General features: G+C 47.0%; 14 protein-coding genes. 8 read left to right on the top strand and 6 right to left on the bottom strand.

The window, feature by feature from the left end; genetic code table 11:
- Nucleotides 1-48 precede the first annotated feature (48 nt).
- Together HMPREF3179_RS01160 and HMPREF3179_RS01155 are read right to left on the bottom strand one after the other, a co-directional pair.
- Entirely contained in the window at nt 49-669 is a 621-nt protein-coding gene (locus HMPREF3179_RS01160) for a glutathione S-transferase family protein (RefSeq protein ID WP_048766856.1), read from the bottom strand.
- A gap of 101 nt (nt 670-770) precedes the next feature.
- Nucleotides 771-1,427, bottom strand: coding sequence for a 5-formyltetrahydrofolate cyclo-ligase (locus HMPREF3179_RS01155; protein ID WP_082145059.1), 657 nt, complete (start codon nt 1,425-1,427; stop codon nt 771-773).
- 47 nt (nt 1,428-1,474) lie between these two features.
- Between HMPREF3179_RS01155 and HMPREF3179_RS01150 the strand changes: the two genes are divergently transcribed.
- Together HMPREF3179_RS01150 and HMPREF3179_RS01145 are read left to right on the top strand one after the other, a co-directional pair.
- Nucleotides 1,475-3,541, top strand: coding sequence for a lytic transglycosylase domain-containing protein (locus HMPREF3179_RS01150; protein ID WP_070469348.1), 2,067 nt, complete (start codon nt 1,475-1,477; stop codon nt 3,539-3,541).
- A gap of 9 nt (nt 3,542-3,550) precedes the next feature.
- Nucleotides 3,551-4,810, top strand: coding sequence for a tRNA nucleotidyltransferase/poly(A) polymerase-related protein (locus HMPREF3179_RS01145; RefSeq protein WP_070469345.1), 1,260 nt, complete (start codon nt 3,551-3,553; stop codon nt 4,808-4,810).
- A gap of 18 nt (nt 4,811-4,828) precedes the next feature.
- Here the strand turns inward: HMPREF3179_RS01145 and HMPREF3179_RS01140 are convergent, their stop codons facing one another.
- The 4 genes from HMPREF3179_RS01140 to HMPREF3179_RS01125 all read right to left on the bottom strand — a co-directional run bounded on the left by HMPREF3179_RS01140 (nt 4,829) and on the right by HMPREF3179_RS01125 (nt 8,530).
- Nucleotides 4,829-5,299, bottom strand: a complete 471-nt coding sequence (locus HMPREF3179_RS01140) for a DMT family transporter (protein ID WP_048766861.1) — start codon at nt 5,297-5,299, stop codon at nt 4,829-4,831.
- 52 nt (nt 5,300-5,351) lie between these two features.
- Nucleotides 5,352-6,686 carry a class I SAM-dependent methyltransferase gene (locus HMPREF3179_RS01135; protein WP_048766863.1) on the bottom strand — a complete coding sequence of 445 codons (1,335 nt, stop codon included), beginning with the start codon at nt 6,684-6,686 and terminating at the stop codon, nt 5,352-5,354.
- Nucleotides 6,683-7,570 (bottom strand): extracellular catalytic domain type 1 short-chain-length polyhydroxyalkanoate depolymerase, encoded by an 888-nt coding sequence (locus HMPREF3179_RS01130; RefSeq protein ID WP_048766865.1) that lies wholly within the window; start codon nt 7,568-7,570, stop codon nt 6,683-6,685. The genes HMPREF3179_RS01135 and HMPREF3179_RS01130 overlap by 4 nt, the downstream gene beginning before the upstream one ends.
- 159 nt (nt 7,571-7,729) lie before the next feature.
- Nucleotides 7,730-8,530, bottom strand: a complete 801-nt coding sequence (locus HMPREF3179_RS01125; RefSeq protein WP_048766867.1) for an exodeoxyribonuclease III — start codon at nt 8,528-8,530, stop codon at nt 7,730-7,732.
- Nucleotides 8,531-8,775: 245 nt separating this feature from the next.
- On the opposite strand from HMPREF3179_RS01125, the gene HMPREF3179_RS01120 reads away from it, so the two are divergent.
- The 6 genes from HMPREF3179_RS01120 (at nt 8,776) to pyrE (ending at nt 14,480) form a co-directional block, all read left to right on the top strand.
- A complete protein-coding gene (locus HMPREF3179_RS01120; protein WP_239660510.1) occupies nt 8,776-9,159 on the top strand; it encodes a GtrA family protein in 384 nt (127 codons plus the stop codon).
- Nucleotides 9,140-10,249 carry a glycosyltransferase family 2 protein gene (locus HMPREF3179_RS01115; protein ID WP_018026866.1) on the top strand — a complete coding sequence of 370 codons (1,110 nt, stop codon included), beginning with the start codon at nt 9,140-9,142 and terminating at the stop codon, nt 10,247-10,249. The genes HMPREF3179_RS01120 and HMPREF3179_RS01115 overlap by 20 nt, the downstream gene beginning before the upstream one ends.
- Nucleotides 10,250-10,265: 16 nt before the next feature.
- Nucleotides 10,266-11,726: an ArnT family glycosyltransferase gene (locus HMPREF3179_RS01110; RefSeq protein WP_070469344.1), complete on the top strand. Its 1,461-nt coding sequence runs from the start codon at nt 10,266-10,268 to the stop codon at nt 11,724-11,726.
- A gap of 6 nt (nt 11,727-11,732) precedes the next feature.
- Entirely contained in the window at nt 11,733-12,449 is a 717-nt protein-coding gene (locus HMPREF3179_RS01105; protein WP_070469342.1) for a response regulator transcription factor, read from the top strand.
- A gap of 3 nt (nt 12,450-12,452) precedes the next feature.
- On the top strand, nt 12,453-13,706 hold the full coding sequence (locus HMPREF3179_RS01100) for a sensor histidine kinase (RefSeq protein ID WP_048766873.1): 1,254 nt from the start codon (nt 12,453-12,455) through the stop codon (nt 13,704-13,706).
- Nucleotides 13,707-13,793: 87 nt separating this feature from the next.
- Nucleotides 13,794-14,480, top strand: coding sequence for an orotate phosphoribosyltransferase (gene pyrE / locus HMPREF3179_RS01095; protein ID WP_070469340.1), 687 nt, complete (start codon nt 13,794-13,796; stop codon nt 14,478-14,480).
- Nucleotides 14,481-14,618: the final 138 nt, after the last annotated feature.

Genomic DNA, 14,618 nt, shown 5'->3' with positions numbered 1-14,618 from the left:
AGCCCATGTTTTAACGGGGTTTTTTGTTTGCTTTAGTTTTTTAGCAAACTAGGCTCTGATGCCCTCAGCTTGTAGTGCCTTTTGTAATGGTTCAAACTGCGCCACACGCTCGTAGTAGGCTTGCAGATTTTCTAATTGGCTGAGGTCTAATTTGACCAACTTGGCCCATCGCAGGGTCACAAATAAATAAATATCCGCAATACAAATCTGATCGATTAAGTACTCACGATTGGCTAAGTGCTCATCGGCAATTTTATAGCTTTTGATTAGGGATTGCTCGGCAGCTTTATTAACCCGCTCGTGCAGTGCTTGGTCGCCATCAATAAAGCCTGGGGTAGAGAAAAAAGGAACAAATTGCTTATGTATGTCGGAGTTCGCATAGGCTAACCAACGATAAGCTAAGGCCCGCTGCTGCAAATTGTTTTTTGCACCAAATAGCTCGGCATCAGGAAATTTTCCATCCAAATAGGTGAGAATCGCAATATTTTGCGTGATTGTAAAATCACCATCCTCCAAGGTAGGCACTGAGCCGGCCGGATTTTTGGCTAAGTATTCAGGCGACTTTAAATAGTCCCGTGGTGTCTGATATGCCTCGAAATCTACGCCTAGCCAATACAATGCGGTGTGCGGTACGACTGAGCAAGAACCCTGTAAATAATAAAGTTTCATAAAGCATTCACTCCTTAGTTAAGATCATTTGTTCTAATAATGTAATCTACTTCAAAAAATTTTGCCATGCAGATCAGGTGAGTAATATGCTTTAACCATTACTAGAAAAATCGTAGCTCACGTTCCGTCACAATTCCATCGAGTAATTTATCATGCGCTAATGCCTCATAATCGCCTGGTAAGCGCGCATCCGACCACACTGCGCCGAGTAGTATAGGGGACTGTTCCTGTGCTTCCCAAGCGGCAATGGTGCGATCGTAGTAGCCACCGCCATAGCCTAAGCGCTCACCCTGTTCCCCATAACCCAGCATGGGCAACAACACAATATCGGGGGTATTGGCGATTTCTTTGGCTTCTGGCTCCAGGATGCCAAAATGACCCGTAACCAAGGGGGCACCCGGGTCCCAGTAAAAGAATTGTAAGGCTGCGTTTTTTTCTACAATTTTGGGTAGCACAATTTCATGCCCCATGGCATAGAGCTCATCTAGTAAATCCCGGATATCAGGTTCCTGCCGAAATGGCCAATAAGCGGCAATCACTAGTCCCTGACGGCGTATTTTATGACGCGCGGGGAGGATCTTTAGGGCATCAAAGTCGTGTTGCGCTTGTGTCTCGTATTCTAAGCTGTTAAGCCAACCCATAAAATGCTCGCTCAGCGCCTTGGAGCGTGCTTGATATGCCACTTCGCTCAGTTGCATGCGTTGATTCAATAACTTAGATCGTATGGATTGATAGTAGTTTGTGTTATTCTGCTGCATAGACTATTTAATAATTGGCACACTGCCATCTGATGCGTGGAGCAACCATGACTCAAAAATCATTATCACCTTATTGGAAGTATACACTGCTGGCAGGTATTTTGGCCTCCGCCTTATTTGTGGTGAGCGGATGCAGTTCGACAGCTCAATCACAATCCGCTTTAACGACAGGCGCTGTAGATGAAGAAGCGGAGCTAAGCGCAGCGGAGATTGAAGCACAACAAACACGTTCACGCCTGCCTGAGCGCGATTTAAAGCCAGTTGATGCTGCCGCTAGAGCAGCAGTGGCCAATGCCTACCTGGCTTTGCAGAATCGCCAGTGGGAGCTGTTACCGAGTTTTGCTCATGCAGCCAAAGCGGATCATGAGCTTGGTGCTTATCCGCAATATTGGTTTTTACGCAATCATCTCAATCGTAGCAGCACGTTAGCTGCTTTGGATACGGCTGCCTTAGACCAGTTTATCAAAGCGCACCCTCACAGCTATATGGCTGAGCGCCTTAAGGCAGAATGGATTATCAAGGCTGCGGCTTTGGGTGACTATCAAACGGCAGCAGCCTTGGGACCGGTAAACGTAAGTTTGAGCCAAGCTGAATGCGCCTCTATCCAAAGTCACGCCATGACAGGTCAGCGCGTTGGGATTCGCGAGGCTTTAGCAACTTTTAAACCGGGCGAGTCTTGTTGGGCGATGTTAGAAACTTTGAATCGTCAAGGGCGTTTGAGCTTTGAGCAATTACAGCCAGCCTTGAGAGCGGCAGTAGAATATGATAATAAAAACGCTGCGGCCCGTTATGCGGCACTGGTTTTTTCACCGGCACAGCTAGCACAGTATCGTGCCATTATGGCCGATCCGCGCGCTTGGATAAGTCGCCAATCCGGTGCTGCCGCCTCGCCACTGGAGGCGGAATTGCGTGCCATTGCTTTTAGTCGCTTAGCACGTCAGGATCGTGAGCAAGGCATTCAGCTGTTAAATGCCACTAATCTGCTCAGTAAACAGGATAAGCAATGGGCTTATGCTCAGTTTGGATTAGTCTCAGCCCTCAATCTGGAGGATCGCTCGGATCGCTGGTATCGGCAGTCGGAGGATGTGGCCTTAAGCGATTACAATGCGGCTTGGCGGGTTCGTGCTGCCTTACGTCAGCCTACAGTTGATTGGCGCCGTGTGAAAGACACCATCGAGATGATGAACAAGGAGCAGCAAAAAGAGACGGCTTGGGTCTATTGGCATTCACGTGCTTTGGCGGCCCTGGGTCAGACGGCAGCGGCGCATACGGGCTATCAGAGTTTATTAAGTCACTATGATTTTTATGGTCAATTGGCCCGTGAGGCCTTGGGGCAGCAGATCACTTGGCCAGAGCAAGCAGCGCCGGTCACGGCGGCCGAATTAGCGGCGATTAAGCGCAATAGCGGCTTGCAAAATGCGGTAGCACTTCTAGGGATTGGGGCGCGTGAGTATGCGGTGGTGGAGTGGAATCATGCCATTCGTGGTCTTAACGATAGGCAGTTAATGGCAGCTGCTGAGTGGGCCAAGCAAGTGGGCTTTTATGATCGCGCGATTAATACCTCCTTACTGACAAAGCACAGTGTGAACTTTGAGCAACGCTATGTGGCTCCCTTTGATGGGCGAGTGACTGCGCAAGCTCGTCGGGTTGGGGTATCACCAGCCTGGGTGTATGGCTTAATTCGTCAGGAGTCGCGCTTTGTACCGGTGGCTCGTTCTGGTGTCGGTGCCTCTGGTTTGATGCAGCTGATGCCGGGTACGGCGCAATTAGTGGCGCGTAAGCTGGGGGTTCAAAATTATAATCACAGCATGATTAACGATTTCGATACCAATACCTTATTTGGTACGACCTACCTTAAGGATATTTTAGATAAGCAGGCAGGTTCTGAAGTCTTGGCCACTGCGGGTTATAACGCAGGTCCGAACCGTGCCGTACGTTGGCGTAATAGCCTGACACAGCCAGTAGAGGGGGCGATTTTTGCGGAAACGATCCCCTTTACCGAAACTCGCTTATATGTGAAGCATGTATTGTCTAATGCTGTTTGGTACGATATTAAGTTTAATCACGGTAGACCTGCCTCGCTCACGCAGCGTTTGGGTACCATTCATCCCTAGTAGCTAAGGATGTCTAAGCAGTCGATTCGTAGTAACAAGCTAGACCCCACAGCCATTTATGCGGTGGGTGGGGCGGTGCGTGACCGCTTATTAGGTCTACCTGCGGGTGATTATGATTGGGTGGTAGTGGGCGCTACCCCTGAACAAATGGTGGCGAATGGCTACCTACCCGTGGGTGGTGATTTTCCCGTGTTTTTACACCCTAGCACCCATGAAGAATACGCCTTAGCCCGCACTGAACGTAAGTCTGGTCGAGGTTATCAAGGCTTTACCTTTTATACTGGCAGTGATGTTAGTTTGGAACAGGACTTATTGCGGCGTGATCTGACGGTCAATGCCATGGCCTTGAGTCAAGCGGGCCAGCGTTATTTGGCGCAACTAAGCGATGAGTTGGGAGAAGCGCAGCTTAATACCTTATTGCAAAGCGGTGCCTTAGACCAACGACTCAGTGCGGGGAGTCCACCGTTTTTAAGCGATCCCTTTGGTGGTTTACAGGATCTACGACAAAAGGTTTTTCGGCATGTCAGTGAGGCCTTTATTGAGGATCCTGTTCGTATTTTACGTTTGGCACGTTTTTTGGCGCGTTTTGAGGACTTTAGGGTAGCCCCTGAAACCTTGAGTTACTGTCAAACAATGGTGGACAATGGCGAAGTAGACCATTTGGTGGCCGAGCGTGTGTGGCAGGAGTTATCACGCGCTTTGATGCAGCCCGCACCCTACCGTACGTTCCGGTTTTTAGCAGAGATTGCGGCCTTGGAGCGTGTGTTACCAGGCTTTGTTTGGGATAGGGAGGCAGCTGAATTGCTACATTTAGTAGCTAACAGCGAGCTCAGTTTAGCCTTTAGCTATGGTTTGATCTTTTATCGTGTGGCCGATATTAGGGCGTTTTCGCAGCGCTTGAGAGCGCCTCATGTCTGTCAAGAAGCGGCGCAGTTAATTGCCCAATGGGTGCAAGCTATGCAGCAGTATCCTTTGAGCACTGACACACCACCTGAGCAATTGTTGCAGGCGATATTAGCTACCGATCCGCTTAGAAAACCTGAGCGTTTTGAGGAGTTACTGCAGAGCTATGCCTTGTTATTGCGCTTCAAAGGGCTGTCGGTCGAACAAATTGAGGCGGAACTGAGTCAATGGCGAGTTCTTCTTGCCGCTGTGCAAGGGGTTGACGCGGGCGCGATCGCTAAAGCTTGTGCGGCAGAGGGGCGACCAATTAAAGAGGCAATTTATAGTGCACGTCTAAGGGCATTGGAACAGGTCCGTTGTGCTTAGCATTGCGTTGAATCGAGTCTAAGCGAGTAGCTGCTTAGTGATTTTTTCTCCAAAGAAAAACACAAAGAGGCCGATGGAGCTAATGAGTGCGCCCAGGATACGCCATATATCCACTGGTCTAGTCGGCATGCCGATTAAACCGAAATGATCCACCACAATTGCCACCATAATTTGGGTAAAAACCACCACAAAGAGAAAATTACTTAAACCTATTTTTAAGGGTAAAAAGGCGCTACAGAAGACCATAAAGGCACCCAGTAAGCCACCGGAAAACTTCCATAAAGGTTGTTGTCCGAGGGTAGGCGTCAGGGGGCTGAAGTCAGCACGAAATAAGCAGATAATAAAGAGGGTGATGGTACCCACGGAAAAAGAGATGAGGGCTGCCAATAAAGGTTGCCCTAATAAATCCTGACCCAGTCTAGAGTTGATAGGTGCTTGCAGTGCAATGGCGATGGCCGCAGTAAAGGCCAAAAGATAGTATAAAAGCATAGATTTCTCGTCTGATAGTACTGGGCCTCAATCGCTTAAGCTTCGCTCCTCATTACAACTGCGAGCGACGATCGGCGTGGCTAAAGCCAATGGGGCAAAAACCTTGCAGCTCTTTGCTAAGTATCATCACTTTAAAGAGCTCACCCATTTCCGATTCGGAGAGCAGCTTTTGCACCGGACCGATATGTAAAGCATAGTTTTCAACATCCTCTGGATCCAGCGTGGATAATAAATCCAACATACCACAATTGATGAGGAAATTGGCTTGTGAGGTGTAGCCAGCTAGCTCTAAACCGGCTTTGAAAGCTTCATCAGCGATTGCTGAAAAGTCCACATGAGCGGTAATGTCCTGAATGCCCGGTAAGGACAGTACATCCGGGTGCGCATGATGGCGGAAATGACACATTAAGGTGCCCTGAGCACGCTGGGGATGGTAGTACTCAGCGGCAGGGAAACCGTAGTCAATAATGATGGCTGCGCCTTGCTTTAGCCACTCCCCCATGCTGCGAATCCAAGCCCTGGCTTGTTGATTAAATTCAGAGCTATAACCGGCAATTTTAGGCATACGCTCAATCCCATCTGCTAAGCGTTCGGTTGTCACCGCCTCATCAATCCAAGTAAAGAGGCTCTGAGGCTCGGTTGCTACCGCCTCATCCTCGCTGGAGGAGGTGGGATGTAGCGTGACATGGCGCTCCTTAAGCTTTTCTTCATCGTCGTAGATATAAAGGCGCACTGGCATCGCATCCAGCACCTCATTGGCTATCACACAACCAACAAAGCTCTCCGGTAATTGCTCTAACCAGACCACGCGGTCGGCATAGGCCGCCAAGCTTTGCTGTTGTAGCTCTTTTAAGTCGGAAGAAACTTCAAGGATGAAATATTTGACCGAGGTATCGTCCAAGCTCTCCAAAATCTGTGCCGCTAAAGCACCACTGCCGGCACCAAATTCGAGAATATTTTTTTCGCTACAGTGACTTAGCACATCGTTAACCGCAAGTGCTAGCGTACGACCAAACCAAGGGCTCAACTCCGGTGCGGTAATAAAGTCACCACTCACGGCGGAGGCGCTGCTCATGGCTGCAGGGTTAGCTCTATCAATGCGACTCATACCGATGGAGGGGTTATCGCCCTCTAGCGGAATCGCCTCACCTCGTTCAAGATAAGCTAGACTGGAGGCGGCAATCGCTTCCTGACTGCTTTGATGACTGGCTAGTTTTAGCCTACCGCTGGTGTAATAACCGTATTGGGGGTGATAAAGCGCTTGAGCCATAAAATGCTCAAAAGAAATCGGTCCATTGGACTCGATTTCTTTTTTTAAAAGCTCAGCTAGCCTTTGGGTGTGCTCCAATTCGGCAGGGTGTAGCTGCGGCAGGTTTTTAATGTTCATTTAGTATTATGCAGATGAAAAAATTTTAAAATTTCTTTGCTAGCGTCAAAGTCGGATACTTCATTATAGCGATAATCAGGGTTGCCATTAGCCCAACCATGCCATAAGTCGGGGATCATTTTAAGGCGTACTGGCTGGGCACTTGTTTGATGAATCCGTCCTGCTTTGCGATTTAGGCTGCTAAACCACTTTTTAAGTTGTTCAGCATTCAGCGGATTGACGTAATCATCCTTTGCGCCATGAATAATCATCAGCGGTAGGGGGTGCTCTATATAGTTAATAGGCACTGGAATATCAGCTATGTCCTCGCTACAGCCATCCTTCATGATGCGAATGGCGCCGGCGGCATTGCGGGCAAGGGGAAACATCGGACAGGAGTGGAGCGCTAAGCCAGCAAATAAATGGCTGTAGTCCATGGCGATATGACCTGCCAAGGCTGCACCCGAGGAAATACCGGCTAAATAAATCCGCTCTGGGTCAATGCTATCCACCGTCTCCACCATGGCGCTCAGCAGCTCAACCACAGAGTTTTTTTCTTCAATACTTTGCCTGCTATCAGCATCAAACCAATGCCAACAGTTATTCATATTACGAAAGGTGTTTTGATAGGGATAAAGTACTGCAAAACCGTATTGTTCGGCGTATTCATTCATCCGTGTACCAGCCGCAAAACTATTAGCGCTTTGACCACAGCCGTGAATCATCACGATCAACGGTAATTTTGTTTGTGCTTTGTTTTTTGGAAAATAGGCTGCATACTCCAATTGTTGAAAATTAAATAAGCCGATGGGTGAACTGTTTTTAAGAACGGGTTCTAACCATTTGCCTTCTAAGTTAGCAAAGCCATGCTTTTCGACAAATTCAAATTTATGGATAGTATTCATCTTGTTGTGTATCCTTAGCGCTGCGTGAGCACTAATGTTGATGGGCGCTTATCGTCCGGGTTACGGTCAATCGCACACATCGCTTTATAAGTTTTGCTTATATGTTTATACCTAATCTTGCTATTCTATGCTGTCGTTTGCACTTTGCCTAGCTAGTGTTTATCTTAGGTATGATTCCTTATCAATGTCATACACCACGGTTAAAGGCGCATGGTCAGAAAAGCGTTGTTCCTTGTAAATCTCGGTACGGATGGCTTTGGAGGCAATACCTGGAGTGCTGATATGATAGTCGATACGCCAGCCGACATTATTGTCCCACGCCCGTCCGCGATTACTCCACCAAGTGTATTGCTCAGCCTCTTGATTTAATTGACGAAACACATCAACAAAACCGCGTTCCTCAAAGAGATGGCTCATCCAGGCGCGCTCTTCTGGGGTAAAACCGGAGTTTTTTAAATTGCCACGCCAGTTTTTAAGATCGATTTCTTTATGCGCCATATTCCAGTCACCACAAATAATATACTCATGACCCGTTTGGCGATGGTGTTCCATCATGCGATCAATCCATGGACCAAACTTGTCTAAAAAGCGAAATTTGGCCGCTTGACGTTCTTCACTACTGGAGCCGGACGGTAGGTAGGCACTGATAACGGTGAGATCGTCCCAGGTGGCGCTGAGTAGACGTCCCTCTGGGTCAAATTCCTCACAGTCCATGCCATGTTCGATGTCAGGATTACCCTTGTAATAGAGCGCCACGCCACTATAGCCCTTTATCTGGGCATGGTTATAAACACTTTGATAACCCCTTTGATGGCGTATCTCGTCTTTAAGATCGGCCTCGCTGATACGGGTTTCCTGAAGACAGAGGATATCTGCATCTTGAGTCTGCATCCATTCAAAAAAGCCTTTTCGGGCCGCCGCACGGATACCGTTAACATTAAGCGTGGTGATTTTTAGCATAGCAAATGATGTTATGAAAAATGGTCAAATTTTATCGTGATAAGTCATTGTAACACCTAGGGGTTTACCCTTGGATGTAAGGTTCTAAGGTATTGATTTTTATTGTCTTTCTTTTATGTTTTCTAATATACAAAAAAATAAAATTTGATAAGTATTTGATATTTTTTTGATAAGAATTTGAAGTCTGATTCACTACACTACCCATGAGATGAATATTGGGCTAGGAAACTAGCCGCTTGGAAACCATGCACTACACCATTTTTCTTCGTTTTTTAATCAATGGCGGTCTGGCGACGGCGATGCATTATGCGGTTTTTATATGGCTGCTGCAACTGGGGACAAGCGGACTCGTTGCTACTACGGTGGGTGCCTTGGTGGGTCTCGTTGCTAATTACTTGTTGCAATATCACTTCACCTTTGCCAGCGCTATCTCACATGGTCGAGCATTTCCGAGTTTTTTGATCGTCGGTGTTTTGTCTTGCGGACTCAATGCGCTCTTATTTTATGTCTTACAAGCACTGTTCGCTGCGCCTGAGCTGATTTTACAACTGATGGTGAGCACCATTGTGAGCTTAGTTAATTTTGTTTTATACAAAAAGGTATTTTGCTATGACACCTTATCCGTTTAAAGAGACTGTAGCAGTCAATCAGCAGGCTTCTGTAGCGCTGTCGCTAGTGATTCCTGTGTACAACGAAAAACCGGTGATTCCTCTGTTGTTAGAACGACTGAAACAGGTCATGTCAGGCTTAGAGCTGAGTTATGAAATTGTCTTAGTCGATGATGGTAGCCGTGATGGTTCCGGTGAATTAATGTACCGCTTAGCCTTAAGCGATCCCAGCTTACATGTCTTGCGTCTAAGCCGTAATTTTGGCAAAGAAGCGGCTTTAACCGCCGGTCTGGATCATGCGCGGGGCGAGGCTGTGATTATTATGGATGCGGATTTACAGGATCCCCCTGAGTTAATTCCGCAAATGGTGGCGCATTGGCGTGAAGGCTATGATGTTGTCAGCATGAAGCGTCGTAGCCGTGAGGGTGAGACGCGCTTCAAGACATGGTCGGCGCATTGCTATTATCGCATGTTGAACAAAATCAGTGATGTTGATATTCCTACCGATACGGGTGATTTTCGTTTGTTGAGTCGGCATGCTTTAGAAGCCTTAAAGCAATTGCCCGAGCGTAATCGCTATATGAAAGGGCTATTTGCATGGATTGGGATGAAAACCAAGGTAGTGGAATATGATCGTCAGGCGCGTGTTGCCGGTAAAAGCAAGTGGGATTATTTTGCTTTGGTGGGTTTGGCCTTTGAAGGGATTACTTCTTTTTCCCGTTCTCCGCTACGTCTTGCCATGGGCTTGGGTGTGTTTATTGCACTGGCAGGCGTCTTATTCGGTCTTTGGATTGTTTTTAAAACCTTAATGTTAGGCGAGGTGGTGCCAGGTTACCCGTCGATTATTGCCTTAGTGACATTTTTGGGTGGGGTGCAATTAATGACGGTCGGTTTATTAGGTGAGTATGTGGGCAAAATCTACTATGAGTCTAAGCAGCGTCCAATTTATTTATTGAGTGATGCGGTAGAGCAGGCGCAAGCTTGTCGTCCAGCGTATGGTGGCGTCTCGCAAGCAAGTCCTTACGTGGCCACGGTGCACGGTCATCCTATGGCGCAATCGCTGGAACCCTCAGCTGAGAAAGCGCCGCTAGCTCAGCGCAAAGTGTCTTAATAAGTGAATTGAATAAATGTTGAAGTTATTTGAGCGTCCTTTGTTCTTATTGGCGCTAATTTTAGTGGCTGTGTTGCCAGTGATGGCCTTGATGCCTTTTAGTGATACCACCGAACCACGTTATGCGGAAATCGCCCGCTTGATGCTAGAGCGTAATGACTGGATCACGCCTTGGTTTGATCCACAAACGCCATTTTGGGGTAAACCGCCTCTCTCTTTTTGGTTGCAAGCCTTAAATATGAAGTTTTTCGGCGTATCGGAATTTGCTGCTCGTTTGCCGTCTTACTTAAGTTTATGTGCCTGTGCCTTTTTGTTGCAGCGTGTTGTTCAGCAGCTACATAGCGCCTGGCAGGGCTTATGGGCGGCTATTATTTATGTGAGTTGCGCTTTAAGCTTTACCACCGGCGCTGGGGTGCTAACCGATCCTTTTCTTAATTTAGGCTTATTGCTCGCATTAGTATCCTTTGTGATGGTGATGGAGGGCCAAGGTGCTTGGAATTACGGTTTTTTTATTGGCTTAAGCATTGCTTTATTAGCTAAAGGTCCTTTGGCTTTGGTGTTGTTAGGGGCACCCTTGCTATTGTGGGTGCTTTTACGCTTCAAAGAGCGTGTGCTGCTCTTAAAGCGCTTTGCTTGGCGCAGTGGATTAGTCATCACAGCGATATTGGTGTTGCCATGGTATATCTTGGCAGAGATTAAAACGCCTGGCTTTTTGTATTATTTTATCGTGGGCGAGCATGTTTTACGCTTTCTTGATCCGGGTTGGCAAGGTGATATGTATGGCACGGCGCATGAGTATATGCATGGCACTATTTGGTGGTTTGCGTTACAGGCAATGGCGCCGTGGAGTCTACTGTTAATTGCTTTTGCAGTGGGCGCCGCATTCTCAACGAAGCTGTGGGGACACTGGCAAGCACTTTCTCAAGCACCGTATTTTTCATTATTTTTATGCTATGGACTGTTTGTGCCGAGCTTTTTTACCTTCTCGGGTAATGTGCTGTGGACCTATGTGTTGCCCGCAATACCAGCCTTTGCGTATTTACTTTCTATGCTGCTCGTGCCCTATGTGATGGAGACTAGGCCTCGTTTGAAGCTCTTGCCAGTCACAACAGCATTGTTGATGCCAGTGGCGGCGGTCGTGTTGTGTGCACTCGTGTTGTGGGTGCCGCAGCAATTTAAAACGGAGAAGTATTTGATTCAAGCCTGGCAAGCAATCACGCCGTCATGTCCTTTGTACTATGTGGATAAAGCACCATTTTCGGCAAGATTTTACAGCTCAGAGCAAAGTCAAAGTCTAGCGGTAGCTGATATTCACAGCTGGCTACAGGCACATAAAAGTGCACCGATCTGTCTTGCGGTGTCAAAACGAGATGAAAAAATCTTAAGCGATTTGGCGTCTTATCAAGATACGATCATTGCTAGCAGCAAGCGTTATATACTATTTAAATTATCGCCACCAGCCTATGTTGCTAACTAGTGAATAATGATGACAGCTACCGAGAGTCTGAGAGTTTTAATTGTTGAGGACCATTCTGCCTTAGCGCAGAATCTGGCGGAGTACTTTGATGAAGCCGCTTATCAGTTGGACTTTGCCGCTGATGGCTTAACCGCTTTACATTTATTAGTCACTAATCAATACGATGTGATTGTGTTGGATATTATGTTGCCGGCGGTTTCCGGGCTTGAGCTCTGTCAACGTATTCGGGAGGACTTGGATAGCAGCACGCCAATTATTATGATGACGGCAAAGGATCAGATTGAGGATAAAACCTTAGCTTTTAGTTTGGGTGCTGATGACTACTTGGTAAAGCCTTTTGCTTTAAAGGAGTTGGAATTACGCATTCATGCCTTGGCACGTCGTCATGCAGGGCGTTTGGACAAAAAGAAGTTACGCGTCGGTCAGATAGTGTATGACCCCCGTAGCTTCTTACTGACCGTGGCTGAGGTAGGCTCTTTGCATTTATCAGGGATTGGCGCAAGGATCTTTGAAACACTGATGAAAAGCTATCCCAATCATGTGAGCTATCAGGAATTACAGCAACAGGTGTGGGGAGAGCGCGAGGTGGATATGAATACCATTCGCACCCAGACCTATGCGCTTAGAAAGTTATTAAGCGATACCTTTGGTAGACCATTGATTAAAACTATTTATGGCGTGGGTTATGAGCTGAGTATTGATGCGCCCGAGGCAGGGGAATAAGTGATGAAACCCATTGCAAGACGCATTTATTATGCCATTATCAGTTTATGCTGCCTGCTGCTCGTGGTGTTTAATCTGATCGCTTGGAGTATGCAGGAAGGTCTGGAAGCAACTATGCTGGAGATTGAGTTTCAGCAGGAGCGGGACTTTTTTTTACAGCAGTTCGATTTTGCCGAGAGTGTGCTGATAAGTAGTGAGGGGCATTTGATCGCTTATGCGAAAAAGGGCGATCCGCTACCTCAATTACCCGAGTTTTTTTTGGAGTTCCCTGAAAATTACCGAGGCGAAATCGAGCGCAACGGTAAAACGTATCTTTTTACGATTGAAACACTACCCGGCGGTGTTTTATATATTTCCAAGGATATTAGCCATTTTGAAAAGCAGGAGATGCTATTTGCATTGGCTTTGCTGGTGATTAGTGGTATTGCCGTTTTATTGAGCTTGTTTTTAGCTAGGTATTTGAGTCGGCGCATTGCTAAGCCATTGGAGCAGCTTGCCGATGCGATTAGTTGCACGCAAGCGGGGACGCAGATGCAGCGCTTGGATACCGATTACGATGAGGTTGAACTGCATTCAATTTCGGATAGTTTTAATCAGTTTTTGATGCAAATTGAGCAGTTTGTACAGCGTGAAAAAAATCTCTTAAATATGGCGAGTCATGAGTTAAAAACACCGCTTGCGGTTATGTTAGGTGGTTTGGATATTCTTGATAAACGGGGCAATCTCTCGCCAAAGGACGAGGTGACGCTACAACGCATACGACACGCTTGTCAAATTATGCAGAATAATGTCGAGGTACTCTTGAAATTGGCGCGCTCTGAAGCGAACCCGAGTGAATTAGCGCAGCACTCCTTAGCAGAGATTCTGAGGCAGGTGCAAACAGACTTAGAAGCAGCGGATCCGGCGGTAGCTGATCGTTTGTCACTTAATGTGTTGGCAGAGCCAACGGTGTTTACACAATTTAATATGGCTTATATGGTGGCCAGGAATTTAATTCAAAATGCGATTCAGCATAGTAAGGGGCAGGTGGAGGTCAGTTTATTTGCGTCCTATTTTACGGTCTGTGATGAGGGTTCAGGTTTGACCGCTCAGCAAGTGGCCTTGTTGGAACAAGGTATGGGTCTAGCAAAGGCACCGAGTGGTGGCGGTTTGGGCTTGTATATTGTGACATTGATGTGTGAGCGCTTACAGTGGCGCTTAGAAGTGCTGGAGGCTCAGCAGCAGGGAGCAAGCATCCGGGTGATATTTGCGCCTTAATCCGCTATTTGAGTGGTGCCTTGGATCGTTAAAACTGTAAAAAATTGTATAATGATTTTTTCTTTTTTTTGTTGCTGAATCATTGATATGACGAATACTACTCAACAGCAAGCTCAACAGCGCCGTGATTTCGTGCGTTTTGCCCTGGATCTCGGGGTATTGCGATTTGGTCAGTTTGAAACTAAGTCAGGACGCCTGAGTCCTTATTTTTTTAATGCCGGTTTATTTAATAGCGGTAAATCATTAGGCGAATTAGCGAAGTTTTATGCAGATACGCTCGTTAACTCGGGCGTTGAATTTGATATGCTCTTTGGCCCTGCTTACAAGGGCATTAGTTTGGCTGCGGCAACTTCCATCGCCTTAGCGAATCATCCTCAGTTAGAGGGGCGCGATGTGCCTTATGCCTTTGACCGTAAAGAAGCCAAGGATCACGGTGAGGGCGGTGTGCTGGTGGGGGCGCCGCTTGCTGGTAAGGTGGTGATCATTGATGATGTGATTACTGCTGGTACCTCGGTGCGCCATTCTGTGGATATTATCCGAGAGCAGGGGGCGACACCAGCAGCTGTTTTAATAGCACTTGATCGTATGGAAAAAGGTGGTAATCACGAGGAAATCGCCGAACATTCAGCAGTACAAGAAGTGGAACAAAAATACGGTTTACCGGTGATTTCAATCGCTTCATTAAGCGATATTATGAGTTTGTTAGAAGAGGATGAGCAATTCTCTCAGCATAAAAACTCTGTTGCTGCTTATCGTGAGAAGTACGGTGCTTAATTAATTTAATTGAGAACTAAAAACAAAACCTAGGGCTCTGTGCGTGATGACGGCAGAGCTTTTTCCTGTCTTCAGCGTTGGGTCACCCTGAAGTGTTTTTCACAGATAGAGACTTTTGCATAAAAGCAGTTAAATACC

Origin of the sequence: Oligella sp. HMSC09E12, assembly GCF_001808505.1 — a bacterium.
GTDB classification, from domain to species: Bacteria; Pseudomonadota; Gammaproteobacteria; order Burkholderiales; family Burkholderiaceae_B; genus Oligella; species Oligella urethralis.
This window is presented reverse-complemented; position numbering and strand designations above follow the sequence as displayed.